Consider the following 25,957-nt stretch of genomic DNA (forward strand, 5'->3'; position numbering starts at 1 on the left):
GCGGGGGCTTCCGCTTGCTCGTCGGGAGCCGCAGGGCCGTCACCCGCCATCGGCCCGGCGGCACCGCATGACGGACACTCCTCCGAGTCCGTTCCGCGAATCCGCAGCGCAGGCGGAAAGACCCGCAGAACAGGCTCTAGTTGCGGGTTACGTACTCACCGTTCTCGGTGGCTCGGTTCGGGTTCACCCCGGTGGCTTCGAAGACCTGGACCTGGCTGCCACTGGCGAAGCGATCGTTCTGGTGCCCTTGGCCCTCATCGTCCACGATCACCCGGACGGCTTCCACGTCAGGCTGGACATCGTGAGGGAGAGCGGTTCCGGCGTCGTGAACGGCGGCGGGCTCGATCTCGATCTCGACCTCCACTTCGACCTCGGTTTCGGGCACGGCCTCGGGCTCGGCGGCCGGACCGGTGAGGGCGACCCGGGCGGAGGCCTGCGGGAGCACGGAGGCCTCGTCGATCAGGGGCCCGGCGGCGTTCTCACGGTGGAGCAGATCACCCAGGACGGCGCCCATCTCGTTGAGGCGGCGCATGACCTCGTGGTGGGTGTCGGTGAGGTAGGCGACCCGGCGGCCGGTCGTCTCGTCCAGGACCGCCGAGCGCTGCTGGGCCGCCGACAGCATGGCGTGGGCCTCGGCGTTGGCGGAGGACACGGTCGACTCGGCCTGTGCCCTGGCACTGCCCAGGGTGGACTCGGCCTCCGCGCGGGCGCCCTCGATCGTCCGCTCGGCCTCGTTCCTGGCCGAGGTGACCAGCCGGTCGGCCTCGGCGCGAGCACCGCGCAGGGTCTCCTCGGCCTCGGCACGAGCCGCGTTGAGGGTCTCCTCGGCGTCTCCTCCCGCCTGGGAGAGCATCTGCTCGGCGGCGGTGGTGGCTTCGGCGACCCGGCGCTCGGCCTCCTGCTGCGCGGCGTTCAGGATGGCTTCGGCCCGTTCGCGCGCCAAGGTCATCATTCGCTCGGCCTCGTTGGCCGCATCGTCACGGAGCTTGCCGGCCTCGGCGTCGGCGACCTGCCTCTTGGAGGCCGCCTCCTCCTCGGCCAGCTTCAGAATCTGGCTGAGCCGCTGGCCGAGCTCGTCATAGTCCTGCGGCGCGTCGGAAAGCCTCCGCCGAGCATCGGACAGCTCGATCCGGCTCTGCTCGGTCTGGTCGATCGCCCGCGCGAGCCGTTCCTCCAGATCACGGATCTGGTTGCGCATGCGGTTCATGTAGTCGTGAACCTGGCGACGGTTGTAGCCGCGCATGACGACCTCGAACGAGTCCTCATGCATCAGATCGGGAAAACTCTCGTGTTGGTTTGTCATGGCGCTGCCCGTGGAAGTTGTGGTGGGAAGGAGACGTCGGAGACGACTTTCCTGCTAACTGTCCAAGTCCGCAACCGGAACGCGTGACCTGCTTGCGGAAATATCGGGCACGCTCACTCCCCGTAACATCAATCCATGAACGCCATCCCGCATATCGCCTCCCTCGACGGCGACGCGATCCCCCAGATCCATCCCGAGGCCTACGTCGCCCCCGGCGCCGTGATCGTCGGCAGGGTACGGCTCGGCCGTGCCGCCAACGTCTGGTACGGGTCGGTTCTCCGTGGCGACGACGAGCTCATCGAGGTCGGCGAGGAGTGCAACATCCAGGACCTGTGCTGCCTGCACGCCGACCCCCGCGAGCCCGCCGTGCTGGAGCCCCGGGTCAGCCTGGGTCACAAGGCCATGGTGCACGGCGCCCACGTGGAGACCGGCGCGCTGATCGGTATCGGCGCCATCGTGCTCGGCGGGGCCCGCATCGGCGCGGGCTCGCTGGTCGCGGCGGGCGCCCTGGTGGGGCCCGGCAAGAAGATCCCGGCCGGGGTGCTCGTCGCGGGCGTTCCCGGGCGGATCGTCCGCGAGCTCACCGACGACGACCGCGCCTCCTTCGCGCGCACTCCCGACAACTACATGGCCAAGGCCGCGCGGCACCGGGCCGCGACCCCTGCCGTGCCGTCGTGAGCACCGCGACCGGGTTCCGCGCCGCCTCCGGAGACGCGCTCGCGGACCGCTGAAGGGCCACTGAAGGACCGCAGACAGGCCACTGAAGGACCGCAGACGGGCCGCAGACGGGCCGCGAAGCCATGGGTAACATGACCGCCGTGCGGCAGTGGGACTCTTTCGACGCCATCGAGAGCGATGTGCGCACCATGGTCGTCGACCCCCGATGGGCGACGCTCCCGCTGCCCGCGCGCGCCCAGGCCATCGCGCTGCGCATCCTGGTCACCCCCGACGGGGGACACTGGCTGTTCGGCGCGCACGCCCGCTGGTACCGGCAGGACCCCGCCGACGGCCGCTGGCACCTGACGGCGCCGCCGGCCGATCCCGGCTTCCGCGCGGCGGCCCATGTCGTGCGGACCACCTCGATGCTCATGCCGTACCTCGTCCCGGGCGGCCCCGACTTCATCGCGGACCGGGGGTCCGTCCAGGGGTTCGTCGGCCCGGACGTACCTCCCGACATCACCGAGCGGGTCCGCGACCTGGTCGTCTCCCAGCGGGGCAGGCGCAGGGAGGACTTCCCGCTCGTCGGGCCGTTCGCCGAGATCTTCGCCGAGGAGGTGGCCAGCCCGGTCGCCGCCGTCTGGGGCACGCTGATGTGGTGCGCCTACGCTCCGGCCTTCGACGGCAACGAGGTGCTGCTGTCGATGTTCGGCGAGTTCCTGGCGCGGCCGCTGCCCGGTGACGAGTGGGTCCGCTGGCTGCCGCCGACCTCGCTGAACGACCTGGCTGCGCTGTACGGCGAGCGCGTCAGGGCCGGGCACCCCGAGGCAGGTCTCCGGCTGGTCGCGCTGATGGCCGACACGGCGGGAGCCATCCGGAGCGACCCCCGGTTCCGCCCTCGGGCGAGCGCCCTGCTGGCCATGGTGGATCCGGTGCTCCGCCGTACCGGCCCCGACTCCTCCGTCGCCCACCTCGGCGACGACGCGGTACGGCAGGCGTGGCTGTCACGCTGCCCGCCTCATGTGACGCTGCCCGACTCCTCCCCGGCGGAGCACTTCCAGCACGCGCTCTACGACCTCGTCCAGGCGCTGGGGTTCCTCGTGCCGAAGGGAGCCGATCCCCGGGCGGTGGCGGCCTCGCTGCTCGCCGCCGACCTGTCGGCGCTGGCCCCCCGCGCGGCCGACGGCCTCTACCCGTGGCTGGATCCGGAGCTGCGTCACATCCTTCACGTGGTGCTCACCGACCCGTCACACCCGCTGCGGGGATGCTGGCCGCGCTCCGGCGAGCTGCCCTCCGCGCTTCATCCGCCGGACCGGGCGACGGCCGCCGCCCTGCTGGGCGCCGCCTACGCCACCGGGCTCGCGTGGTGCCGCCTCACCGGGACCACGGTGCCGGAGCGCGGGTTCGCCACGGCCTCGGCGCTCGTGCACCGGCTGACGCATGAGCGGGACGACCCGGTTCCCGGCGTGTCGGGAACCTTCCCCCGCCACTTCTGACACGCACGAGCATACTTAAACCACAAATTCAGTTATTTCACCCTTACTCTCCTTATACCGTTCCAACACCCCACGTATCAGACAATTAGCTGAATTGTGATCTCCGAATCGGGAAATGATCCTTTTGAGGGTGCGGCGGCGTCGCGAGGAATGGTCCCGATGGGCCATGGGCACGAAAGACCCCCGGCCGTAACCTCGAAGTGGGTGTGGGCTGCGGAAGGAAGGACGACGCGGTGGGGCACGACGACCTGGACTCTAGGGTCCACGACCGTGTCGCGTTGGACGAGATCGCGCTCTATGCCGAGGTGCTTACCGCCGTTGCCATCAGCGAACGGCCGCTCACCTTGGCGGAGCTCGACAACGCGCTCGGATTGAGTGCTTCGGCGATCTGCTGAAGCCGCTGAGTAAACCGTGTGAACGGCCTAGTCCCGGACTCCTCCCAAGGGGTCCGGGACGTGGTTGGGAAAGATAGTCCGGTGACTAGTCACGAACGGACAAGACGAGCGATCGCCGCCGAGGCCTCCTTGACTTTCTCCTCCGCCTCGGGCCCGCCGGTGTTGATGGCATCGGCCACGCAATGCCCGATGTGGTCCTCCAGAAGGCCGAGCGCCACCGCCTGCAGCGCCCGCGTGGCGGCCGACACCTGTGTCAGAACGTCGATGCAGTAGGAATCCTCTTCGACCATCCGCTGCAAGCCCCTGATCTGTCCCTCGATCCGCCGCAGCCGGGTCAGATAGGCCTGCTTGTCTCCGCTGTACCCATGCATGCCCCAACGGTACCCGCGTCAGAGACGGCGAGAAGTAGCCGCGATCAGTTTCTCCCATTGCTCGGTGACCGAGGACACCTCGTAGGCGGCCGCGGCCCTCAGCGCACCGGCCGCGAGCATCTGCCGGCGGCGCTCGTCGTCGATGAGCGCCAGCAGCGCGGAGGCGTACGCCTCGATCTCACCGTCTCCCTCGGGGACCAGCACCCCGCTGTCGCCGTCGGTCACGAACTCGCCAGGTCCTCGCGGGCTGTCGAACCCGATCACCGGCACCCCGCTGGCCATCGCCTCGATCACGGTCATTCCGAACACCTCGGCCCTGGAGGCCACCGCCACGATCGACGCCTTGGCGAACTCACCGCCCAGGTCGGAGGTCGTGCCCATGAAGTAGACGTGGTTGTGCAGGTTCAGGTCCTGGACAAGGGCGCGCAGACGTTTGTCCTCCGGGCCCGCGCCGTACAGGCGCAGCCGCCAGTCGGGGCGCTTGTCGGCGACGGTGGCGAACGCGCGGACCAGCCGGTCGTAGGCCTTCGCCGGCACCCAGCGCCCGCCCGCGGCGACGATGCGGTTGTCCATCCGCGAGCGCGGCCAGGGCTCGGTGGGCAGCGCGTCCGGGATCAGCCTGACCTCGGGACCGCCTTCCAGCAGGCGGCCCCACTCCTCACGGCTCGCATCGGTGGCGGTGACGACCGTGTCCAGGCGGGGGTAGAACTTCCTGATCGGCCCCGGCACCGGCGGGCGGCCCCACTCACGGGCGATCCGCACGATGTCGCGGGGCGCGTGTCTGGCCGCCTGAACGCTCAGACCCGGCCTGGTGCTGATGAGCACGTCGGCCCTGAGCGTGCGCAGCCGCCGCCACAGGGCGACCTCGGTGCGCATCTGGCCTCGCGGGAACAGGTGCCGCACACCGGGCTGGGCGTCGACCACCCACGACAGGGACACCCCCGGCTCCACGGGAAAGAACGGCTTCTCCCTGTGGCGGCGAACGCTGAGGATCTCCACATCGTGGCGTTCGGCGAGCCCTCCCGCGAGGTTGACGACGGACCGGATGTCACCGCGCATGCCGTAGGCGGAGGGGACGAGCAGGCAGATCCTCAACCTCCGACCTCGATCCTGAGCTCGTCGTCCGCGGTGTAGCGAGGCCGGATCGGCACTCCGTCGATCTCGGTGGCCGGATAGTGCAGGCGCCGGTGCTTGCCGTCCACGTCGTCCAGCCGGGAGCTCAGGCGAAGCGGCGTGGCCAGGCCGTCCACCTCCAACGAGGGCTCCCAGGTGCCCTTCTCCTCGGGCGCGGCGGCGAGCACGTCGCACAGAGAGAGCGCGGCGTGAAAGCGCACCCCCTGAACCGTCGCGACGGCGCTCAGCTCGGCGTCGGGCCCGCTGCGACGCAGCGCGAGCCGCGCCTCGTGCCGGGCCTCGTCGTCGTCGAGGCCGGTGAAGGCCAGCAGTCCGGTGACCTCGAACCGGCCCTCCCGGAACCAGACCGCCCGGACCTCGGCGGCCGGTTCGGCCTCGTCGATCTTCAGGGCCAGGAAACCGTTACGGGTCCGGTAGGCCCGGTAGGCCAGCGCGCGGCGGCTCAGCGCGTAGGTGTCGAGATGATCGAGAGAGAAACCCGGATCAATGCTGCGCAGCCGGGTGCGTGACCCGTTCTGCTTCAGGTAGACGTCCCAGCGTCCGGGACCGAGCGTCAGCGGGGCGAGCGAGAGCGCGAGCGTCGCGCCGCGCACCTCGGCGCCCACGCCGCCCAGCACCGCCCGGCGCTCGACGGCGGTCGCCCGGTGGCGCAGGACCAGTTCGGCGCCGCCGGCGAGCGGTTCACCGACGGACAGGCGAAGCGAGAGGACGTCGGCCAGGGTGACCTCAGCATCGGTGACGACGACGCGCATCGCCAGACCCCTCCCCGTCGAATGAGCCACGCGACGTTGAGGTTACCGTGATTTTCCCGTTATGAGGAGAAAGACTTTCGGTCCTGGCGTCCTTTTCTTGCAAACTTGACCGATTGTTAGTACGGCCCGCGAGACGTGCCGATACGCCCGCTAAACGCGGGCCGTATCGGCGGGAACGCGGGCCGTACCTGTGCCGTCCCTGCCGGGAATCAGACCGACGCCTCGGAGGTCTCGACGGGCTTGCCCTTGATGGACCTGATCAAAAGCTGGGAGACGTCCACGACCTCCAGGCTCTCCTTGGCCTCGCCCGCGTTCTTCTTCTCACTGATCGAGTCGCCCAGCATGACCAGGCAGAACGGGCAGGCGGTGGAGATGGTGTCCGGGTCGGTGGTCAGCGCCTCGTCCACGCGTTCGGTGTTGATGCGCTTGCCGAGCCGCTCCTCCATCCACATCCGCGCACCACCGGCGCCGCAGCAGAAGCCCCGATCCTTGTGGCGGTGCATCTCCTGGGTCTGCACACCGGGGACCTTGGCCATGATGTCTCGCGGCTGGGAGTAGACCTTGTTGTGGCGGCCGAGGAAGCACGGGTCGTGGTAGGTGATCTTCTCCTCGATCGGCGTGACCGGGATCAGCTTGCCCTCATCCACCAGCTTGGCCAGCAGCTGGGTGTGGTGGACGACCTCGTAGGTGCCGCCGAGCTGCGGATACTCGTTGGCGAGGGTGTTGAAGCAGTGCGGGCAGGTCGCGACGATCTTCTTGACGCCGGCCTCGTTCAGCGTCTCGATGTTCTGCTTGGCCAGCATGTCGAAGAGGAACTCCATGCCCAGGCGGCGGGCCGGGTCGCCGGTGCAGGCCTCCATCGGGCCCAGCACCGCGAACTTCACGCCCGCGACGTGCAGCAGTTCCGCGACCGCCTTGGTGGTCTTCTTGGCGCGGTCCTCCAGGGCTCCGGCGCAGCCGACCCAGAACAGATACTCGGTGTCCTCGGGCATCTTCTCGTCGACGAGCTGGATCTCGATCGGGTCCTCGTCGCGGCCGGCGAGCTCCTCGATCCAGTCGGCCCGTTTCATCTCGGACATCCCCCACGGGTTGCCCTTGTTCTCAAGGTTCTTGACCATGACGCCGGCCTCGGACGGGAAGTTCGACTCCACCATCACCTGGTAGCGGCGCATGTCGAGGATGTGGTCGATGTGCTCGATGTCAACCGGGCACTGCTCGACGCAGGCGCCGCAGTTGGTGCAGGACCACAGCACGTCGGGGTGGATGACACCGTCCTCGCCGACCAGCGGCTTGTCCAGCAGGGCGAGCACGTCCTCGTGGAGGTCGGCGCGCTGCTCCTCGGTGGCCATCAGGTACGGCGCGACCTTGAAGGCGTGGTCGCGCTGGTCCAGGATCAGCATCTTGGGCGACAGCGGCTTGTCGGTGTTCCACGCCGGGCACTGCGACTGGCAGCGACCGCACTCGGTGCAGGTGTAGAAGTCGAGGAAGCCCTTCCAGGTGGTGTCCTCGATCTTGCCGCGGCCCAGCTTGTCACCGTCGAGGTCCTCGTCCTCGAAGTCGACGACCTTGCCGTCGATCCGCATCGGCTGCGCCGGGCCGTTGCCGTCCGGGCGGCGGGAGAACATCACGTTCAGCGGGGCGGTGAAGATGTGCAGGTGCTTGGAGTTCACCACGATCACGAGGAACACCAGCATGACGCCGATGTGCAGGAGCAGCCCGACGTGTTCGAGCACCTCGTTGGCCGAGGCGCCCAGCGGCCTCAGCAGGGCGGCGGTGGCCTCCGAGCCGAACGCCCCCGACGCGTAGGGAAGGTTGCCGGTGTTGAACGCCGCGCCGCGGAAGAGGAACATCGTCCAGATCACATTGAAGATCATGAAGAGGACGAGCCACGCGCCGCCGAGGTGCGAGCCGGAGAAACGGGACCTGCGCCCCAGCTTCTTGGGCGAGTTCTTGATCCTGATGACCGTGAACGCGATCAGGCCGAGCAGGGCCGCGATCGCGATGAAGTCCTGCAGGAACCCCAGGACCGCCCAGGTCCCGATGAGCGGGATGTGGAAGTCGGGGGTGCCGGTGATCGCGCCCTGGATCAGCGCGCCGTAGGCCTCCAGGTAAACGGTGGCCAGGATGAAGAAGGCCCACATGACGAAGAAGTGCGCGGTGCCCGAGGGCGTCCACTTGAGCAGCTTCTTCTGCCCGAAGACCTCGACCAGCTGGGCCTTGACCTCGGCGCCAACATTGTTCTTGGCGTATTCGATCCGCTCAGGCGCGGGCGGCCCGACGGTGGCGAGCTTGTACAGGAACAGCACACGGCGCGCGGCAAGCGCGACCGCGACGGCTGTCATGACCAGCCCGATGATCGCTACCCAGAGCACGGGTCCTCCCACAGACGGCGTTGGCTGCCAGCGTACGACCGCCGGTCATCCACGGTGACGACGGGTCCCCACGAATCCTACCGACGGGTAACTTGTTCCCGAACCGGAGTACGCGGTGACCGTGGTCACCATACGGTCAATTCGATTCCCAGAACAATGCTCTGCACACCCGCCGGCGGCGTCAGGAACCGTCGAGATAGCGCTGAATCGTGGGCGCCAGCAGCTCCACCAGCTCCTCGACGTCGACCGAGGCGAGCGGCTCCAGCTTGAGGACGTAGCGCATCAGGACCACACCGAACATCTGCGCGAAGGCCACCTCCATCCGGATCGGGGGGATCTGGAGGGATTCCGCGACCCGGTTCAGCAGCGCCTGTGTGACGAACTCACGGATCATGGCGACCACCTGGTCGTTGGTCATCGCGGTGCGGATCAGCGCCAGCACGGGCTGGCGGGCGCCGGCGTCCGAGGTCATCGTGAGGATGAACCGGACCAGCCGCTCACCGATCTGCTCACGCGGCCCGGACAGGATCGCCGGGATGACGTCCTCGGGACTGACCGGCAGTTCCATCGCCGCGACGAACATGCCCTCCTTGCTGGTGAAGTAGTGGTGGACCAGCGCCGGATCCACCCCCGCGCGCCGGGCGATGCCCCGGACGGTCGCCTTGTCGAACCCCTTCTCCGCGAAGGTCTCGCGCGCGGCCGCCAGGATCTCCCCTCGCGTGTCCGCCGACCCCGGCCTGCGCCCGGGGCGCCTCTTGCCCGTCGTCACCGGCTCTTTCCCGGACGCCTCGCCCAAGGGGGCCCCGTCCACGGATGCTTCACTCACGGATGTTCACTCACACGTCGGTCGGTCATGCCTTGGAGGGTGCGGCGAGGTGCAGGCGCGCGAAGGCCAGCGCCTCGGCGAGATCGTTGATCCGCTCGGTACGGCTGGCGGCCTTGCGCGTGTTGATCTCCAGCACGACCAGTCCCCCGAAACCGTTGCCCGCCAGACGCTCCAGGATCGGCGCGCACGGCTGGCTGCCCCGGCCGGGGACCAGGTGCTCGTCCTTGTTCGCCACGCCGACCCCGTCGGCCAGGTGGAGGTGGGCGAGCCTGTCGCCGAGCTTGGTGAACATCTCCAGGGCGTCGGACCCGGACACCGCCGTGTGCGAGAGGTCCAGCGTGACATGCGGGAAGTCGTAGTCGACCGGGTTCCAGTCGGGCGAGTAGGGGACGACCTCGTTGCCCCGGGCCTTCAGCGGGAACATGTTCTCCACCGCGAAGACCACGTCGGTCTCCTCGCGCATCCGGGCCAGGCCGACCTCGAAATCGCGGGCGTAGTCGCGCTGCCAGCGGAACGGCGGGTGCACCACGACCGTCTTGGCGCCGACCCTCTCGGCGGCTTTCTGCGCCCGCTGGAGCTTGGCCCACGGGTCCTTCCCCCACACGCGCTGGGTCACCAGCAGGCACGGCGCGTGGATGGCCAGGATCGGCAGCTGGTAGTGATCCGACAGCCGCTCTAAGACGTCGATGTCCTGGCTCACGGGGTCGGCGCCCACCATGATCTCGACACCGTCGTATCCCAGGCGTGAGGCCAGCTCGAAGGCGTCCGGGGTGCGCTCCGGATAGACCGACGCGGTGGACAGCGCGATCTTCGCACTAGGTACTCGGACAACGCTCATACGGCTTCCTCGCCTCCGGATCGGAGCTCACGTGAGCGGATGCCGCCGTGCCCGTCGGCCGGCCTGCTCGCACGGCCTCCTCGCCTGGTCGCTCGGAGCTCGCATGGGCGAGTGCCGTCGCGCCCTTCGGCTCGCCCGTTCCGCTCACTCACGTTGCCAGCCTAAGCGCGCTTGCGAAGGAGTGGAGTCCGGCCCCGCTGATGCGACCGAGATCGCATCGCTACGGTAATGACATGCGGCAGTTCATGAAGGGTGCCATCCCCAGCCCCAACATCTGGAACACCCCTCACATCTACGAGCTGGAGAACCGGGCGGTGGATCCCGAGGGCCGGGCCGAGGCCGCCATGGCCGCCATCCGGCCGTGGACCGGCGCGACGGTCCTCGACATCGGCTGCGGCACCGGCTACCACCTGCCGTCCCTGTCCGCCACGGCCGCCCGCGTGATCGGCGTCGAGCCGCACGACGACCTCGTCCAGCTGGCCAGACGCCGCTGCCGCCCCCTGCCCAACGTCGAGGTCCACCCCGCCACCGCCCAGGCCCTCCCGCTCCCCGACGCCTCGGTCGACATGGCCGTCGCCCGGTGGGCCTACTTCTTCGGCCCCGGCTGCGAGCCGGGCCTGGCCGAGCTCTCCCGGGTGGTACGGCGGGGCGGCGTGGCCTTCGTGATCGACATCGACTCCACCCGCGGCGCGTTCGGCCGCTGGTTCAGCCAGTCCATCCCGGCCTATTCGGCCGACTCCGTCGAGCGCTTCTGGACCCGCCAGGGCTGGCACTCCCAGCCTCTCGACCTGCGCATGTCCTTCGAGCGCCGCGCCGATCTGGAGGCGGTGCTCCGCATCGAGTTCACCCCCGCGGTCGCGGACCAGGCCATCGCCGAGACCCCCGGCCTGGAGCTCGCCTACCCCAACGTCCTGCGGTGGAAGCACTTCTGAGCTTTCGGCCGCAGACGGGACATTTGGCCGCGCGCGGGGCGGCGATCCCGCGGGGGCACGGTCACGTGACGGACATCCGGGATGAAGCGCCTCTCGGAACCGCTTGACCCTGACGTTGGCGTCAACGTTTACCGTGACGATGCAAGGAGGCCGAATGCGCATCGGGGAACTCGCGAGGCGGGCCGGGGTCAGCACCCGCGCGCTGCGTTACTACGAGCAGCAAGGGCTGATCACGGCACGGCGGACGGCCAACGGATATCGGGAGTACGGCGAGGCGGACCTCAAGCTCGTCACCGAGATCAGATCGCTGCTCACCGTCGGGTTCACCCTTGAGGACGCCCGGCCGTTCGTGGCGTGCCTGCGGGCCGGACACGAATCGGGCGCGTCCTGCCCGGAGTCGGTCGCGGTCTACCGGCGCAAGCTGGCCGAGATCGACGACGAGATCCGCACGCTGCTCGCCCGCCGGGCCGAGGTGGCCGGGCAGCTGACCGCCGCCTGCCCCGGATGCGTGCTGAGAAAGCAGGGAGAAACATGATCACGCTGACCGCCGACAACTTCGCCGAGCAGGTGCTGAACAGCGACAAGCCCGTCCTGGTCGACTTCTGGGCCGAGTGGTGCGGCCCGTGCCGGATGATCGAACCGGTCCTGAAGGAGATCGAGGCGGAGTACGGCGACCGCGTCACGATCGCCAAGATCAACTCCGACGACCACCCCGAGATCTCCGCCAGGTACGGAATCCTCGGCCTGCCCACGCTCAACCTCTACAAGGGCGGCGAGGTGGTCCAGCAGATCAAGGGCGCCAAGCCCAAGCGCCTGCTCCTGGCCGACCTCGAAGGCCACATCTGACGCGTCTCCCACACTTTCACCCGGTACGGCATGCCGTACCGGGTGAAAGTTGTCGGTCCCGACCGGTAGCGTGCGGCCATGGCTAAGAAGGTTGGCTATCGCTGTAGTGAGTGTGGATGGCAGACCGCCAAGTGGGTGGGTCGCTGCGGCGAGTGCCAGGCCTGGGGCACGGTCGAGGAAGAGACCGCCCGCGGCGGCGTGCAGGTGGCCACCGCCGGGGCGGTGTCGGCCCCGGCCGTCCCGATCGGGCAGGTCAAGGCCGAGGTGGCGCATGCGCGCAGCACCGGGGTGGGCGAGCTCGACCGGGTGCTCGGCGGCGGCCTGGTGCCCGGCGCGGTCGTGCTGCTGGCCGGGGAGCCCGGCATCGGCAAGTCCACGCTCCTGCTGGAGGCCGCGGCGAAGATCGCCCGGCAGCAGACCGTGCTCTACGTCACGGGTGAGGAGTCGGCCGCCCAGGTGCGGGTCAGGGCCGACCGGATCGGCGCCATCCAGGACCGCCTCTACCTCGCGGCCGAGACCGACCTGAGCGCGCTGGTGACCCACGTGGAGAAGGTCCAGCCCGACCTGCTCATCGTCGACTCCGTGCAGACGATCGGCTCCGCCCAGGCGACCGGGGTGCCCGGCGGGGTCACCCAGGTCAGGGAGGTCGCGGGCAACCTGGTCCGGCTGGCCAAGGAGCGCGGCATGTCCACGGTGCTGGTCGGCCACGTCACCAAGGAGGGCTCGATCGCCGGTCCCCGGACACTAGAGCACCTCGTCGATGTCGTCCTCCACTTCGAGGGCGACCGGCACTCCCGGCTCCGCATGGTCCGCGCGATCAAAAACCGGTACGGTCCCGTCGACGAGGTCGGCTGTTTCGACCTGCACGAGGGCGGCATCGAGGGGATCGCCGACGCCAGCGGCCTGTTCGTCTCCCACCGCGCCGAGCCCGTGCCGGGCACGTGCGTCACGGTGACCCTGGAAGGCACCCGGCCGCTGCCCGCCGAGGTCCAGGCCCTGGTCGCCCGCACCGAGGCCCAGCAGCCGCGCCGGTCCTCCTCAGGGCTCGACACCTACCGGGTGACGATGGTGCTGGCCGTGCTGGAGCGGCGGCTCAACGCCAAGCTCAGCGGCTGCGACGTCTTCACCGCGACCGTGGGCGGCATCAAGCTCAGCGATCCGGCGGTCGACCTGTCCGTGATGCTCGCGGTGGCCAGCGCGGCCGGAGACAAGGCGCTGCCGCCCGGCCTGGTCGTGCTGGGCGAGGTGGGCCTGGCCGGGGAGCTGCGGCCGGTTCGCGACGTGCGACGCCGCCTGTCGGAGGCCGCGCGGCTGGGCTTCACCCGCGCCCTGGTCCCCACCGGCTCCCTCGACGCGGGCAGGAGAAAGGGGTCGGAGGGGTCTCTGGTCCCGGTCAACGGCCGGGGTCCGAACTTCGCACCGGGTTTCGACGTTGTCGAGGCTGACAATGTTTGGGATGCGCTCACTCACGTCACCTAGAGTGACCATCCGGCGATTCCAGGTCCGGTGGGACCTTCGCCGGTAAACTGAGCGTGATACGCCGACCGCGGGGGTCATGTGGCACCAACCTACAGAGGGCTCGACGAACGCCGTAGAAACGTCCTGGCCACACTCGCGCCAGGCACGGCGCTGAGAGACGGCCTGGAACGCATTCTGCGAGGTCACACGGGCGGCCTGATCGTGCTGGGCTATGACGAAACGGTCGAGGAGATCTGCAGCGGCGGGTTCGAGCTGGACGTCGAGTTCTCCGCGACGCGACTGCGCGAGCTGGCCAAGATGGACGGCGCCATCGTGCTGAACTCCGGCGACCACAAGATCGTTCGGGCGGCCGTGCACCTGATGCCCGACCCCGCCATCCCGACCGACGAGTCCGGCACCCGGCACCGCACCGCCCAGCGGGTGGCCGTGCAGACGTCCTTCCCGGTCATCTCCCTCAGCAAGTCCATGCGGATAATCGCCCTCTACCTCGACGGTGTCCGCTACGTGCTGGAGGAGTCGGCGGCGATCCTGTCCAGGGCCAACCAGGCCCTGGCCACCCTTGAGCGCTACAAGCTCCGCCTGGACGAGGTGTCCGGCACACTGTCGGCGCTGGAGATCGAAGACCTGGTGACGGTCCGCGACATCGCGGTGGTGGCCCAGCGGCTGGAGATGGTCCGGCGCATCTCCGAGGAGATCGCCGGTTACGTCGTCGAGCTCGGCACCGACGGCCGCCTGCTCTCCCTGCAGTTCGACGAGCTGGTGGCCGGCACCGAGACCGACCGTGAGCTGATCGTGCGTGACTACCTGCCGGTGGCCGGCCGCCGCCCGCGCAAGTTCGCCGACGCCCTGCACGACCTCGACCAGTTGTCCTCCAGCGACCTGCTCGACCTCTCCGTCGTCGCCCAGGTTCTCGGCCACTCGGGCAACGACGCCCTGGACACCCCGGTGAGCCCCCGGGGCTACCGCCTGCTGGCCAAGGTCCCCCGCCTGCCCACCACCGTGGTCGACCGCCTTGTCGACCAGTTCGGCAGCCTGCAGAAGCTTCTGGCCGCCAGCATCGGCGACCTGCAAGAGGTGGGCGGGGTCGGCGAGGCCAGGGCCCGCCACATTCGCGAGGGCCTCTCCCGGCTGGCCGAGTCCTCCATCCTGGAGCGTTACGTCTAAGCCCTGTCCACAGGCGGGTGAGCCAGTCGTTGGTGACTCCTCCGCTCCCTGAAGAGAGCGGCTTCTCGCTTCCCTCGGCTGAGGTAGGCGACGGCCAAGCCCCGACCGTTTCAAACAAAGAAACCGTGACAGGGAAGCGATTCCCCTGCCGGGTAAACCCGGCAGCCCCCTCGCTGGACACGATGGCGGCCGCATGGACGTCGGCGCTTGGGAGCCCGGGGCCGGGGGCCTCCACCCGGCGATCGTCGCCGCGTAGACCGGCGTAGACCGGCAGCGAAGTGGGCGCCCTCGGTGCGAGGGCGCCCGCTTCGCCTCGTGCTCTATGCCGGCGCCTTGACGGCCGAGCCGGCCGTGGCCCGCTCCCGCGTGACGCGGCGGCGCCGAGTCGGCAGTCCGAGCATCGGGTTGGCGACGCCCCAGGCGGCGCCTTTGCAGACCAGCTCCTTGTAGACGGCGGCGAGCCGTCCGGTCAGGACCGCCTGCACGGCTCGGTCGTCGGCGGTGACGTACTGGATCAAGCCCTCCTTACGGCCCAGTGAGATGCACTGGTTGAAGTAGCGGATCGGCACGTTCGGGAGCTTCCCGCCGGTCAGGCGCGCCGCGATCGCGTCGGCGGCCTGCCACGCGGCCGGAGTTCCCGAGGCGCACGACATCCGCAGCGGCTTGTCCCCGGGGCCCATCGCCATGGCCGCGTCGCCGACGGCGTACACGTCCGGGTGCGAGACCGAGCGCATGGTCCCGTCGACCACGATCTGGCCGGTGCCGGTGACCTCCAGGGCGGTCGCCTTCGCGATCGGGTGGACCGCGAAGCCTGTCGTCCACACGGTGACCGCGGCCGGGATGGCCTTACCGTCGGCGGTGGCGACGCGGTCGGCCTCGACGCCGGTGACGGCGGCGTGCTCGTGCACGGTGATCCCGAGCTTGCCGAAGACCTTCCGCAGGTGCTCACGACCCTTGGGCGAGAGCCAGTCGCCGAGGCCGCCGTGGGCGGCGAGGGCGACGTCGAGGTCCGGGCGGGCCTCGGCGATCTCGGTCGCGGCCTCCAGGCCGGTGAGGCCGCCGCCGACGACGACCACGGTCTGCCCGGCGTCGAGGCGGGCCAGACGCTCGCGCAGCCGGAGTGCTCCGGGGCGGCTGGCGATCTCATAGGCGTGCTCGGCGGTCCCGGAGACGTCCTGGGCGTTCCAGCCGCTGCCGAGGGCGTAGACGAGCGTGTCGTAGGCGAGTTCTTCGGCGCCGTTCGCGTCGATGACGGCGACGGTCTTGCGGCCGACGTCGACGCCGGTGACCTTCGCGAGCCTCAGTTCGACGCCGGTGCCCGCGAACATCTCGCTGAACGGCCGGGGCGTGAGATCCTGGCCGGCCGCCAGCTGGTGCATGCGGACGCGTTCGACGAAGTCAGGCTCGGCGTTGACGAGGGTGATGGCGACATCCTCGCGGCGGAGCCGCTTGGCGAGGCGGCCGGCGACGATGGCTCCGGTGTATCCGGCCCCGAGGACGATGATGCGGTGCTGCATTTCCCTGCTCCTGTCTCGCGCGGGTTCGCCACTTGAACCGGACGGCCCGCCGTTTCCTGACAGGAACGCGATGTGAAGCACCTCACATATCGATCAGAAGGCGTTGAACAGGGGCTCCCCGTGGTCGGCGGCCGCCCAGTGCGCGGTCGCGCGTTCGAGCTTGTCGGGGTTGACCTGGTTGCGGAACGCGGCGATGCCCTCGGCGGTGATCTCCAGGCACATGACGCCGATGACCCGGCCGTCCACGACGGCCACGATGGCGGGGTCGCCGTTGGCGGTCCAGATGTAGATCTCTGGCGCGCCGCCGACCAAGGCGCGCTTGGCCTCGGTGGGTTTGAACAGGCCCCGCAGGAACTTCGCGACCGCGACGGCGCCCTCGAACGCCTTGGCGCGGGCCGGGATCTTCCCGCCGCCGTCGCCGATCGAGATGGCGTCCTCGGTGAGCAGGCGCACGAGCGGCTCGGTCTGGCCGCTGGTGGCGGCCACCAGGAACTCCTCGACGATCCGCCGGGCAGCGGCCTCGTCGATCTCGGTGCGGGCCTTGCCGTCCGCGATGTGCTTCTTGGCGCGATGGAAGATCTGCTGGCTGGCGGCCTCGGTGATGTCGAGGATCTCGGCGATCTCCCGGTGCGGGTAGTCGAAGGCCTCCCGCAGCACGTACACCGCCCGCTCGTTGGGGGAGAGGCGCTCCATGAGGGTGAGGACCGCGTACGAGACCGATTCGCGCTGCTCGGCGGTGTCGGCCGGGCCGAGCATCGGGTCCCCGGCGAGCAGCGGCTCGGGGAGCCATTGGCCCACATAGGTCTCGCGGCGCGCCCGCGCGGAGGTGAGCTGGTTGAGGCACAGGTTGGTGAGGACCTTCGTCAGCCAGGCCTCGGGGACCTCGATGCGGTCGACGTCGGCGGCCTGCCAGCGCAGGAACGTCTCCTGCACGGCGTCCTCGGCCTCCCCGGCGGAGCCGAGGAGGCGATAGGCGATGGTCTCCAGACGCGGCCTGGAGGCCTCGAACCGGTCAACGTCGTCCATGGTCAAGGGCATGGCCCGATCCTAGATCTGCTTTGCGGATCCCGCCTGGGTCTGTTTCGTCGGTTTTCGCCTACGCTGCGGATCGGCCAGACGGATGCGCCGCAAGACCACGGTGAGAGCTCATGACGGAGTCATGGGCGACAAGACCCCGGGGCCCCGGCGAACGCGGAGCTCGCGTGGTGTTTTCGTGGGGTGGGGCGACAACGCGGCGGGGTGCCGTCCGGGCGACCGCACTAGGCGGGAAGACCCACGAAACAGACCCTAGCGAAGGTGGAAAACCGTTTTGCGGCTCTTCAGCTCGGGGGCGCGGACCACAGCCACGTAGGTCCCGGCCCTGGCGTTGTCGCGATCGGCGGTGCAGTCGCTGGCGGATCGGCGACGGTCCCACTCGATCTCCCGAACATACGGGATACCACGGCTGAGCTTGCGGATGTCGTCGATCTCGCCGCTGACGCAGTCGGACGACGACCAGACGCGGTCATCGCCGGAGGTGATGCGGAGCTCCATCGCCCGAGGCCCGACATCGGCCGTGCACATCACCTTGCCGATGTTCACCAGGGTGAGGATGAAACTGGGGTGGTCACCCGGCCCATAGACCTCCTCCCGGCCCTGCATGCTCAGCACCAGGTCAGGGGGATCACAGGCGTCGCCGGGCCGTTTGGCCCGGACCGCCGGCCTGGCTGCTTTGGGGCTCGCCGTCGCGGCCGGAGCCGGGGTCGGGGTGATCGTCACCGTGGGCAGGACGGCCAGTATCGGATCCGGCGTGGGCAACCCACTGCTCTGAGCCTCCACCTTCGAGTCGCTCTCCGGCCCGTTCGACGAGCAGGCCCAGGCCACGACGGCGACCACCACGAGCACACCGACGAGCGCGGCCATCCGGCGCCGCCAGTAGACGTCCACCCCTATATCGCTACGGAAAGTGTCCGGGTCCATGCGCACAGTATGGAGATTCTTCGCAGGTCACGAGGAGCGACCCGCCGCTCCCTTACGTTTCGACGGGTGAAGGCGGGGGAATTGAATCCCGCTTGGCATTATCGTCGGAAGGTGCCCGAGTCGAACCACCTACTGGACCCCGTTCTCGACTGGTATGCCGAGAATGCCCGCGATCTCCCCTGGCGCACTCCCGAGGCTTCCCCGTGGTCGATCCTGGTCAGCGAGATCATGCTGCAGCAGACACCCGTGGTTCGCGTACTGCCCATCTGGACCGAATGGATGGAGCGCTGGCCGACGCCCGCCGCCCTCGCCAAGGAGCCTCCCGGGGAGGCCGTACGCCACTGGGGCCGTCTGGGCTACCCGCGCCGTGCTCTCAACCTGCACGCCTGCGCCCGGGCGATCACCGACCACCACGGCGGTGAAGTCCCCTCCGACCACGCGACCCTGCTGACGCTTCCCGGCATCGGCGAATACACCGCCGCGGCGGTGGCCAGCTTCGCCTTCAAGGGGCGCCACGCCGTTCTCGACACCAACGTCCGCCGCGTCCTGGCGCGGGCCGTACAGGGCGAGGAGTACCCCCCGAAGGCCACCACGTCCGCCGAGCGCAGGCTCGCCGAGTCGCTCCTGCCCGGCGCCGACGACGCCCCCGTCTGGGCGGTCGCCGTCATGGAACTGGGAGCCCTGGTCTGCACGGCCCGCGCTCCCCGCTGCGCCGACTGCCCGATCAGCGCCCTGTGCGCCTGGCGCCTGGCGGGCAAGCCCGCCTACGACGGTCCCGCCCGCAGGGGCCAGACCTACGCGGGAACCGACCGCCAGTGCCGCGGTCGCCTCCTCGCCGTCCTGCGCGAGGCCCACGGCCCGGTCCCCAAGGAAGCTCTCGACGCGGTGTGGAAGGACGCGCCACAGCGGGAGCGCGCCCTTGACGGCCTCGTCGCGGACGGCCTGGCCGAAGTCCTCCACGACGGCACCTACCGCCTTCCCGGCTGACCGTCCCACGGAGCCCGGCCGGGGAGAAGCCGTTCGGGGCACCGCTCACGAAGCGGTGGAAAGCGACGCCCCTCGCGGTCGTCAGGCGGCCAGGCGCAGGCCGAGCGCGGTGAGGTTGGTACGGGCCCAGTCGAGCTCGTCGGCGAGCATGTTCACCAACGCGCCGGGGCCCTTGGCCCGCAGCGGCACGGCCAGGTCGTGGGTCTCGACCTCGATGTGGGCGGTGCCGTTCACCGCGCCGGAGAGCATGGCGGTGAGGGTGTTCTCCAGGACCGAACGGGTGCTCGGAAGCTCCCGGCAGGCGTCGCTGCCGTGGTTGTGGACATGGCCGAGCTTGACGACCGGGGCACCGGCGTCCGCCAGGCCGCGCAGCGCGGCTTCCGGCTCCTCGGCGCCACCGGCGAGGTGACAGGCGTCCAGACACACCCCGAGGTGCTCGGAGTCGATGTCGCAGACCCGGTCCAGCGCCTGCTTGGTGGTCTCCAGCACACAGCCGGGCCACGGCTCGAAGCCGACCCTGATCGTCTTACCGGTGACACTGTAGAGGCCGCGCAGCTCGCGGGAGAGGCGCTCCAGGCGGTGCGAGGCGATGGCGTGCAGGTCGGCCGGCCAGTCGCGGCGCCAGCCGATGGGAATGGTGGAGATGCTTCCGAATCGGACGTCCTCCGGAAGCAGGAAGGCCAGGATCTTGGCCAGCGCCATCGTGTAGCGGTAACGCTCGGGCTTGGCCCAGTCGGGACCCGGGGTCTCCTGGTTGCGCCCGCCGGTGCCGTTGAGGCTGACGACCTCCAGGCCGCGCTCCTCCAGGGAGCGGCGCAGCCGCACCAGCTCGATCCGGTCGGCGATGAGATGGTCGGCGACGCTGGGAGAAAGCCAGAGGCCGACGCCCATCCGCTCCACACCGAGGCGCTTGCGCACCGGGACCGCGTATCGGGTCAGGTGCGCGATCAGGTTCTCCAAGTCCTCAGCGGGATGGACGCCCGCGTTGTAGGACAGGTGAACAAGCGTCCCATCCTGGTGTCGCAAACGCATCCGATGCCTCCAAGGCGTATTCCGTGTAAGCGACCTCGACTGCCCCACGCCAGTGGTCCTGACGTCACCACAGGCCAGCGGGTCTTTCCCTGCCGGGAACTCGGCCCGATCCGCCGAGCATCCCGCGTGGGCACCGCTCTCCGCGTCACTCCCGGAGCTGATTTCTCGGTACGCCGCTGGGCTGATCTCGGGGCCGATCTCGCCATCGTCACTACAACTCATGGATCATCCAGGCGAGATTGAGCCGGATTCACTCTACAGAGTGTAGTACTACTCCTGGTGGCGGCATACCTTCTTGGATAACAAATAAGCAGACCCCGTCGTGAGGAAGTCACGACGGGGTCTGCTCTTCAGGCTCTCAGTTCTTCTTCCTGCCGCGACCGGCCAGACAGCACCTGGTCACGGCAGGATCCGCGAGGCTTTCCCTAGTTCTGGATCGGCTCCACGATGGCGGCCGCGGAGTCCGGAACCCGATCGCCGGCTTCGCCGGTGAAGATGAACTTCGCGTTCTCGCCCTCGCCCTCGATCGTGATCTTCACGATCTGGCCGGGACGCAGCTCGCCGTACAGGATCTTCTCCGACAGCGTGTCCTCCAGCTCGCGCTGGATCGTCCGGCGCAGCGGGCGGGCGCCCATCACCGGGTCGTAACCGCGGTCGGCCAGCAGCTGCTTGGCCTCCGGCGAGACCTCCAGACCCATGTCGCGGTCCTTCAGACGCAGCGCCACCTGGGCGAGCATCAGGTCCACGATCTGGATGATCTCCTTCGGCGTGAGCTGGTGGAAGACCACGATGTCGTCGACACGGTTGAGGAACTCGGGCCGGAAGTGCTGCTTGAGCTCTTCCTGGACCTTGGCCTTCATCCGGTCGTAGTTCGACTCGGTGTCGTTGGACTTCGCGAAGCCCACCCCGATGCCCTTGGAGATGTCGCGGGTGCCGAGGTTGGTCGTCATGATGATGACGGTGTTCTTGAAGTCCACCACCCGGCCCTGGGCGTCGGTCAGCCGACCGTCTTCCAGGATCTGCAGCAGCGAGTTGAAGATGTCGGGGTGTGCCTTTTCGATCTCGTCGAAGAGGACCACGGAGAACGGCTTGCGCCGCACCTTCTCGGTCAGCTGGCCACCCTCTTCGTACCCGACGTAGCCGGGCGGGGAGCCGAAGAGCCGGGAGACGGTGTGCTTCTCCATGAACTCCGACATGTCCAGCATGATCAGCGCGTCTTCGTCCCCGAACAGGAACTCGGCCAGCGCCTTGGACAGCTCGGTCTTACCGACACCGGACGGACCGGCGAAGATGAACGAGCCACCCGGACGGCGCGGGTCCTTCAGCCCGGCGCGAGTACGGCGGATCGAGCGGGACAGACCCTTGATGGCGTCGTCCTGGCCGATGATCCGCTTGTGGAGCTCCTCCTCCATGCGGAGCAGCCGCTGGGACTCCTCCTCGGTGAGCTTGAAGACCGGGATGCCGGTGGCGGTCGCCAGGACCTCGGCGATGAGCTCCTCGGTGACCTCGGCGACGACATCCATGTCGCCGGCCTTCCACTCCTTCTCCCGGCGCTCACGCTTGAGCTGGAGCTGCTTCTCCTGGTCACGCAGCGCGGCGGCCTTCTCGAAGTCCTGCGCGTCGATCGCGGACTCCTTGTCGCGCCGCACGTTGGCGATCTTCTCGTCGTACTCGCGCAGATCCGGCGGCGCGGTCATGCGACGGATGCGCATGCGCGACCCGGCCTCGTCGATGAGGTCGATCGCCTTGTCCGGCAGGAACCGGTCGCTGATGTAGCGGTCGGCGAGCTGAGCGGCGGCCACGAGGGCGCCGTCGGTGATGGAGACCCGGTGGTGCGCCTCGTAACGGTCGCGCAGGCCCTTGAGGATCTCGATCGTGTGGCTGAGGCTGGGCTCGGCCACCTGGATCGGCTGGAAGCGGCGCTCAAGCGCGGCGTCCTTCTCCAGGTGCTTGCGGTATTCGTCGAGGGTGGTGGCACCGATGGTCTGCAGCTCGCCCCGGGCCAGCATCGGCTTGAGGATGCTGGCGGCGTCGATCGCGCCCTCGGCGGCACCCGCACCGACCAGCGTGTGGAGCTCGTCGATGAACAGGATGATGTCGCCGCGCGTGCGGATCTCCTTGAGCACCTTCTTCAGGCGCTCCTCGAAGTCACCCCGGTAGCGCGAACCGGCCACCAGCGCGCCCAGGTCCAGGGTGTAGAGCTGCTTGTCCTTGAGCGTCTCCGGGACCTCGCCCTTGACGATCTTCTGGGACAGGCCCTCCACCACGGCGGTCTTGCCGACCCCGGGCTCACCCACCAGAACGGGGTTGTTCTTGGTCCTGCGGGACAGGACCTGCATGACCCGCTCGATCTCCTTCTCCCGGCCGATGACCGGGTCGAGCTTGCCCTCACGGGCGGCCTGGGTCAGGTTCCGGCCAAACTGGTCCAGCACAAGCGAGGTCGACGGCGCGGCCTCGGTCGGACCGCCCGCGGCGGCCGGCTCCTTGCCCTGGTAACCATGAAGCAACTGGATGACCTGCTGGCGCACGCGGTTGAGATCCGCGCCCAGCTTCACCAGCACCTGGGCCGCCACCCCTTCGCCCTCACGAATGAGGCCGAGCAGGATGTGCTCGGTGCCGATGTAGTTGTGCCCCAGTTGCAAGGCCTCGCGGAGCGACAGCTCAAGGACCTTCTTGGCGCGTGGGGTAAACGGAATATGCCCCGACGGCGCCGACTGCCCTTGGCCGATGATCTCCTCGACCTGCTGACGCACACCTTCAAGACTGATGCCGAGGCTCTCCAGAGCCTTGGCGGCAACGCCTTCACCTTCATGGATCAAGCCAAGAAGAATGTGCTCCGTACCGATGTAGTTGTGGTTGAGCATCCGGGCCTCTTCCTGGGCCAGGACGACAACCCGCCGTGCGCGGTCGGTGAACCTCTCGAACATCTCGTCGCTCCTCACAGAGCGGTCAGGCAGGTCCGGGATATCCGGGCCCTGTCATCCCGCATGGTAGCCCCGCCCCGGGACCGCTCTATGAACAAGACGTTCCCCAAGAGCAGGGCGTTCACCCTCCATCCAACTACTTACAGGGCGTGAGATGTTCCCACTACGCCGCAAGCGAACGACGTTTATCGACCGTTCAAACGCGTCATGCGGTCATGGCCGCCACCGGACCCCACCGTGGCCGCCATAACCGCATGATTCGACGATCTAGTGCGCCGCTTCGTACTGCTCGACGATCTTGGAGGCGATTCGACCGCGCTCGCTGACATTAAGGCCGTGGGACTTCGCCCACGCCCGGATGTCGGCGCTCTTCTCCCGCGTCAGCGCCCTGGTGCCACCTGCGCGGCGGCGACGAGAGGCCAGCGCCCCGGAACGGCGGGCGCTCTGCACGAAAGGCGACAGGGAGTCGCGGAGCTTCTTCGCGTTTACGTCACTCAGGTCAATCTCATAGCTGGTGCCGTCAATCGCGAAGGCGACAGTCTCATTGGCCTCGCCCCCATCGAGGTCGTCGATGAGAATCTCCTGGATCTGCTTGGCCATCTACGCAATCCTTTCGCGGAGTATTGTTTCATTCGCTAGCTAAACATATACCCGCAATCGAAGAGCGGCAATTCCGAGAGCCCGGCGATTCTTGCCGGGAACCGGGACCAGGAGTGGATCAGCTGTTCTGCGACTCAGCCTGATCCCGCCGTTTTGCCGGGCGGCGGCCGGCGGCTTCACTTCGAAGAACCTTGACTACTCCGTAGATGAAGGCCCCGCCGACGACCGCCGGAGGTATCAACGCGGACAATACGTCGTTCATTCGTCCTCGCTCCGCACCCGAGGGTGACTTTCTGGGGACCATGGAATTGGCGGCGACATCCCGGGCTGCGTGGGGGAGCTCGCTCGATCGGCCCGGATCCGCCCACACATGACCATAGCGTCACCGAGGAGCGGTGCACGTCACCGGGGCAGCCTGCCTGCCGTTCACTACCTTAATGCTTCTCTCCAGCCGTCTTACCGGTTGCACTCCGTAAAGCCGCCGAGAAAAACCTCCGCAAGACGATCATGTTCCGATCACCCCACCGAGAAACCAATGCGAGCCAGGCTCTCGATCGCGGGACCACCCGCCACCTTGCCGCGAAGCCCCTGCTGAAGGGCCCTGTCGACAAGAGCGGACGAGCCCGCCGTGAAGGGGAAGATCGCTACCGGTGAGTTCACCACGGGAATGCCGCGGTGACGAGAACACACGGGTAGAGAGCCGCCCGCTTCATCCGCCCAGTGTGTCGCAGTGTGACGCCACCGGTGCAGAACAAGACAGATCTTCATCGCTTTCTTACCAAGAGTACTTCGGTCTTCGTCTTACGCACATAGTCGTAGGCCGTATAACCACCAAACACGGTCAGACCCACCAACAACCGCGGGGTTCCATCCGGGGCGGACAAGAAGGTCTTCATGTGCCGGTCGGAAGGCGTGGAAGACGAAGGACGGGAAGGTTCGAAGGCGGAGTAGAAGGCGAACGCGACAATCCAGTAGAGCCTCGCGCAGATGGCATCCGTCCACGATGCGGACAGCTGGATGATCCCGCCATCGTGTCTAGCGAGGGGGCCGCCGGGTTTACCCGGCAGGGGAATCGCTCCCCTGTTATGGTTCCTTTGTTTGAAACGGTCAGGGCTTGGCCGTCGCCTACCTCTGCCGAGGGGAGCGAGAAGCCGCTCTCTTCAGGGAGCGGAGGAGTCACAGGGTCCCGGGACGCAGACGCCACCGATCCGCGACGATTGTCCTCATCCGGATGCGGGGGCCGCCGTCATCTCCAGCGAGAGGACCGCCGGGTTTACCCGGCGGGGAATCGCTTCCCCGCCACGGTTTCTCTGTTCGAAACGGCGGGGGCTTGACCGTCGCATCCCTCAACCGGGGGAAGCGAGAAGCCGCTCTCTTCGGGGAGCGGAGGAGTCACAACGTTCTTCTCGCCGGCACGTATGCGTTTGCGCTTCCAACGCGTCCGGGCGGAGCGTCGTTACCGGGCCGGTTTTCTCCTCCGAGCATGAAACCGGGGCCGGCGGTTCATCCCGCCGGCCCCGGTTATTCACGGAACTACTTGGTCTTGACGACGATCGTGCCGGCCGTCTTGTCGTGCAGAGCCTGCTGCAGGGGCTTGTCCCACAGCAGCCACAGCACGTTCAGCAGGTAGAAGATCTGCGCGACCCACCCGAGGATCGGAATCCCCCTCAGCGCCAGCGGACCGAACAGCACGCCCGCCCGCTTGACGGCGGCGTCGGAGGAGAGGCCGCCCTGCAGCGTGCCCCCGATCGTGACGACCTTGATGCCCATGACCATCTTGCCGACGGTCTGGCCGTTCTGCTTGAGCATCAGGAACTCGTAGGCGATGTAGACCAGACCCGCGATGATGCCGGTGAGCACGGAGGCGAGAACGAAACCGCTCGGCTGCGTCAGCGCCCCCGTCTGAATGTCGAAGCTTCCCTGGGTGACCAGGATCGCGGTCAGCACGAAGGTGAGGATGACCGTCGGGATCGCCAGGATGAGCCCGTCGATGATCCGGGCCACCAGGCGCTGCCACCACTCGGCGAGCGGAGCGGGGGCACCGGGAGGCATCGCCCCCTGCGGCGCGTAACCCTGGCCGTAGGCGGGAGCCTGCTGCCCGTAGCCGGGCTGCTGGCCGTACCCCTGCTGCTGGCCGTACCCCTGCTGACCGTAGTCGGGCTGAGCAGCGCCCTGCTGGCCGTAGCCCTGCTGCCCGTAGGCGCCGGCTCCCGGCTGCTGACCGTAGCCCTGCTGCTGGCCGTAACCAGGCTGGGCGGCCTGCTGGCCGTAACCCTGCTGCTGACCGTAGTCGGGCTGGGCAGCGGCCTGCTGGCCGTAGCCGGGCTGAGCGGGCTGCCCGTAGGCACCGGTCCCCTGCTGCTGACCGTAGCC

At 68.6% G+C, this 25,957-nt stretch carries 22 protein-coding genes; 8 read left to right on the top strand and 14 right to left on the bottom strand.

The window, feature by feature from the left end; genetic code table 11:
* Window positions 1–136: 136 nt before the first annotated feature.
* On the bottom strand, window positions 137–1,303 hold the full coding sequence (locus tag ACFY2X_RS20500; protein ID WP_389940063.1) for a hypothetical protein: 1,167 nt from the start codon (window positions 1,301–1,303) through the stop codon (window positions 137–139).
* Between the two features lie 135 nt (window positions 1,304–1,438).
* Here ACFY2X_RS20500 and ACFY2X_RS20505 point away from each other — a divergent pair, with 135 nt between their 5' ends.
* Together ACFY2X_RS20505 and ACFY2X_RS20510 are read left to right on the top strand one after the other, a co-directional pair.
* On the top strand, window positions 1,439–1,981 hold the full coding sequence (locus tag ACFY2X_RS20505) for a gamma carbonic anhydrase family protein (protein WP_389940064.1): 543 nt from the start codon (window positions 1,439–1,441) through the stop codon (window positions 1,979–1,981).
* A gap of 131 nt (window positions 1,982–2,112) precedes the next feature.
* Window positions 2,113–3,456, top strand: a complete 1,344-nt coding sequence (locus tag ACFY2X_RS20510) for a hypothetical protein (RefSeq protein WP_389940065.1) — start codon at window positions 2,113–2,115, stop codon at window positions 3,454–3,456.
* Window positions 3,457–3,940: 484 nt separating this feature from the next.
* On the opposite strand, the gene ACFY2X_RS20515 is transcribed toward ACFY2X_RS20510, so the two are convergent.
* The 6 genes from ACFY2X_RS20515 to ACFY2X_RS20540 all read right to left on the bottom strand — a co-directional run bounded on the left by ACFY2X_RS20515 (window position 3,941) and on the right by ACFY2X_RS20540 (window position 10,144).
* Entirely contained in the window at window positions 3,941–4,222 is a 282-nt protein-coding gene (locus ACFY2X_RS20515) for a metal-sensitive transcriptional regulator (RefSeq protein ID WP_329087501.1), read from the bottom strand.
* A gap of 18 nt (window positions 4,223–4,240) precedes the next feature.
* Window positions 4,241–5,317 (bottom strand): glycosyltransferase, encoded by a 1,077-nt coding sequence (locus tag ACFY2X_RS20520; RefSeq protein ID WP_389940066.1) that lies wholly within the window; start codon window positions 5,315–5,317, stop codon window positions 4,241–4,243.
* Complete coding sequence (locus ACFY2X_RS20525; protein WP_389940067.1) at window positions 5,314–6,108, bottom strand: hypothetical protein; 795 nt, start codon at window positions 6,106–6,108, stop codon at window positions 5,314–5,316. Before ACFY2X_RS20525 ends, ACFY2X_RS20520 begins: the two co-directional genes overlap by 4 nt.
* A 209-nt stretch (window positions 6,109–6,317) precedes the next feature.
* The gene (locus ACFY2X_RS20530) at window positions 6,318–8,480 is read right to left on the bottom strand and encodes a (Fe-S)-binding protein (RefSeq protein WP_389940068.1); all 2,163 of its coding nucleotides are present in this window, start codon (window positions 8,478–8,480) and stop codon (window positions 6,318–6,320) included.
* A 181-nt stretch (window positions 8,481–8,661) separates the two neighbouring features.
* Entirely contained in the window at window positions 8,662–9,306 is a 645-nt protein-coding gene (locus tag ACFY2X_RS20535) for a TetR family transcriptional regulator (RefSeq protein ID WP_389940069.1), read from the bottom strand.
* A gap of 25 nt (window positions 9,307–9,331) precedes the next feature.
* A complete protein-coding gene (locus ACFY2X_RS20540; RefSeq protein ID WP_389940070.1) occupies window positions 9,332–10,144 on the bottom strand; it encodes a sugar phosphate isomerase/epimerase family protein in 813 nt (270 codons plus the stop codon).
* Window positions 10,145–10,377: 233 nt separating this feature from the next.
* Here ACFY2X_RS20540 and ACFY2X_RS20545 point away from each other — a divergent pair, with 233 nt between their 5' ends.
* The 5 genes from ACFY2X_RS20545 to disA all read left to right on the top strand — a co-directional run bounded on the left by ACFY2X_RS20545 (window position 10,378) and on the right by disA (window position 14,565).
* Window positions 10,378–11,076, top strand: a complete 699-nt coding sequence (locus tag ACFY2X_RS20545; protein ID WP_389940071.1) for a class I SAM-dependent methyltransferase — start codon at window positions 10,378–10,380, stop codon at window positions 11,074–11,076.
* Window positions 11,077–11,230: 154 nt separating this feature from the next.
* Window positions 11,231–11,611, top strand: coding sequence for a MerR family transcriptional regulator (locus ACFY2X_RS20550; RefSeq protein ID WP_389940072.1), 381 nt, complete (start codon window positions 11,231–11,233; stop codon window positions 11,609–11,611).
* On the top strand, window positions 11,608–11,922 hold the full coding sequence (gene trxA, locus ACFY2X_RS20555; RefSeq protein WP_389940073.1) for a thioredoxin: 315 nt from the start codon (window positions 11,608–11,610) through the stop codon (window positions 11,920–11,922). The genes ACFY2X_RS20550 and trxA overlap by 4 nt, the downstream gene beginning before the upstream one ends.
* Before the next feature lie 78 nt (window positions 11,923–12,000).
* Complete coding sequence (gene radA, locus ACFY2X_RS20560) at window positions 12,001–13,401, top strand: DNA repair protein RadA (RefSeq protein ID WP_389940074.1); 1,401 nt, start codon at window positions 12,001–12,003, stop codon at window positions 13,399–13,401.
* Between the two features lie 78 nt (window positions 13,402–13,479).
* On the top strand, window positions 13,480–14,565 hold the full coding sequence (gene disA / locus ACFY2X_RS20565; protein ID WP_389940075.1) for a DNA integrity scanning diadenylate cyclase DisA: 1,086 nt from the start codon (window positions 13,480–13,482) through the stop codon (window positions 14,563–14,565).
* Between the two features lie 320 nt (window positions 14,566–14,885).
* Here the strand turns inward: disA and ACFY2X_RS20570 are convergent, their stop codons facing one another.
* From ACFY2X_RS20570 to ACFY2X_RS20580, 3 genes are all read right to left on the bottom strand, one after another.
* Window positions 14,886–16,082 (bottom strand): NAD(P)/FAD-dependent oxidoreductase, encoded by a 1,197-nt coding sequence (locus ACFY2X_RS20570; protein WP_389940076.1) that lies wholly within the window; start codon window positions 16,080–16,082, stop codon window positions 14,886–14,888.
* A gap of 93 nt (window positions 16,083–16,175) precedes the next feature.
* Entirely contained in the window at window positions 16,176–17,120 is a 945-nt protein-coding gene (locus ACFY2X_RS20575; protein WP_389940077.1) for an RNA polymerase sigma-70 factor, read from the bottom strand.
* Between the two features lie 249 nt (window positions 17,121–17,369).
* Window positions 17,370–18,041, bottom strand: coding sequence for a hypothetical protein (locus ACFY2X_RS20580; protein ID WP_389940078.1), 672 nt, complete (start codon window positions 18,039–18,041; stop codon window positions 17,370–17,372).
* Window positions 18,042–18,152: 111 nt separating this feature from the next.
* Between ACFY2X_RS20580 and ACFY2X_RS20585 the strand changes: the two genes are divergently transcribed.
* Window positions 18,153–19,028, top strand: a complete 876-nt coding sequence (locus ACFY2X_RS20585) for an A/G-specific adenine glycosylase (protein ID WP_389940079.1) — start codon at window positions 18,153–18,155, stop codon at window positions 19,026–19,028.
* A gap of 81 nt (window positions 19,029–19,109) precedes the next feature.
* Here the strand turns inward: ACFY2X_RS20585 and ACFY2X_RS20590 are convergent, their stop codons facing one another.
* From ACFY2X_RS20590 to ACFY2X_RS20605, 4 genes are all read right to left on the bottom strand, one after another.
* Window positions 19,110–20,060, bottom strand: a complete 951-nt coding sequence (locus tag ACFY2X_RS20590; protein ID WP_389940080.1) for a sugar phosphate isomerase/epimerase family protein — start codon at window positions 20,058–20,060, stop codon at window positions 19,110–19,112.
* Between the two features lie 425 nt (window positions 20,061–20,485).
* The gene (locus ACFY2X_RS20595; RefSeq protein ID WP_389940081.1) at window positions 20,486–22,987 is read right to left on the bottom strand and encodes an ATP-dependent Clp protease ATP-binding subunit; all 2,502 of its coding nucleotides are present in this window, start codon (window positions 22,985–22,987) and stop codon (window positions 20,486–20,488) included.
* A 264-nt stretch (window positions 22,988–23,251) separates the two neighbouring features.
* Window positions 23,252–23,584: an Lsr2 family protein gene (locus ACFY2X_RS20600; protein ID WP_389940082.1), complete on the bottom strand. Its 333-nt coding sequence runs from the start codon at window positions 23,582–23,584 to the stop codon at window positions 23,252–23,254.
* 1,533 nt (window positions 23,585–25,117) lie between these two features.
* Window positions 25,118–25,957 (bottom strand): RDD family protein (locus ACFY2X_RS20605; protein WP_389940083.1); only part of this gene is annotated, 840 nt, incomplete at its 5' end.

The sequence above is a fragment of the Streptosporangium sp. NPDC000396 genome (assembly GCF_042898655.1).
Taxonomy (GTDB): domain Bacteria; phylum Actinomycetota; class Actinomycetes; order Streptosporangiales; family Streptosporangiaceae; genus Streptosporangium.

Bases quoted from the DNA above. Each gene is read 5' to 3' on its own strand.
- ACFY2X_RS20595 (WP_389940081.1), bottom strand. From the start codon at position 22,987: ATGTTCGAGAGGTTCACCGACCGCGCACGGCGGGTTGTCGTCCTGGCC.
- ACFY2X_RS20500 (WP_389940063.1), bottom strand. From the start codon at position 1,303: ATGACAAACCAACACGAGAGTTTTCCCGATCTGATGCATGAGGACTCG.
- ACFY2X_RS20550 (WP_389940072.1), top strand. From the start codon at position 11,231: ATGCGCATCGGGGAACTCGCGAGGCGGGCCGGGGTCAGCACCCGCGCG.
- ACFY2X_RS20515 (WP_329087501.1), bottom strand. From the start codon at position 4,222: ATGCATGGGTACAGCGGAGACAAGCAGGCCTATCTGACCCGGCTGCGG.
- ACFY2X_RS20510 (WP_389940065.1), top strand. From the start codon at position 2,113: ATGACCGCCGTGCGGCAGTGGGACTCTTTCGACGCCATCGAGAGCGAT.
- ACFY2X_RS20580 (WP_389940078.1), bottom strand. From the start codon at position 18,041: ATGGACCCGGACACTTTCCGTAGCGATATAGGGGTGGACGTCTACTGG.
- trxA (WP_389940073.1), top strand. From the start codon at position 11,608: ATGATCACGCTGACCGCCGACAACTTCGCCGAGCAGGTGCTGAACAGC.
- ACFY2X_RS20600 (WP_389940082.1), bottom strand. From the start codon at position 23,584: ATGGCCAAGCAGATCCAGGAGATTCTCATCGACGACCTCGATGGGGGC.
- ACFY2X_RS20575 (WP_389940077.1), bottom strand. From the start codon at position 17,120: ATGCCCTTGACCATGGACGACGTTGACCGGTTCGAGGCCTCCAGGCCG.
- ACFY2X_RS20570 (WP_389940076.1), bottom strand. From the start codon at position 16,082: ATGCAGCACCGCATCATCGTCCTCGGGGCCGGATACACCGGAGCCATC.
- ACFY2X_RS20525 (WP_389940067.1), bottom strand. From the start codon at position 6,108: ATGCGCGTCGTCGTCACCGATGCTGAGGTCACCCTGGCCGACGTCCTC.
- ACFY2X_RS20590 (WP_389940080.1), bottom strand. From the start codon at position 20,060: ATGCGTTTGCGACACCAGGATGGGACGCTTGTTCACCTGTCCTACAAC.
- ACFY2X_RS20540 (WP_389940070.1), bottom strand. From the start codon at position 10,144: ATGAGCGTTGTCCGAGTACCTAGTGCGAAGATCGCGCTGTCCACCGCG.
- radA (WP_389940074.1), top strand. From the start codon at position 12,001: ATGGCTAAGAAGGTTGGCTATCGCTGTAGTGAGTGTGGATGGCAGACC.
- ACFY2X_RS20505 (WP_389940064.1), top strand. From the start codon at position 1,439: ATGAACGCCATCCCGCATATCGCCTCCCTCGACGGCGACGCGATCCCC.
- ACFY2X_RS20545 (WP_389940071.1), top strand. From the start codon at position 10,378: ATGCGGCAGTTCATGAAGGGTGCCATCCCCAGCCCCAACATCTGGAAC.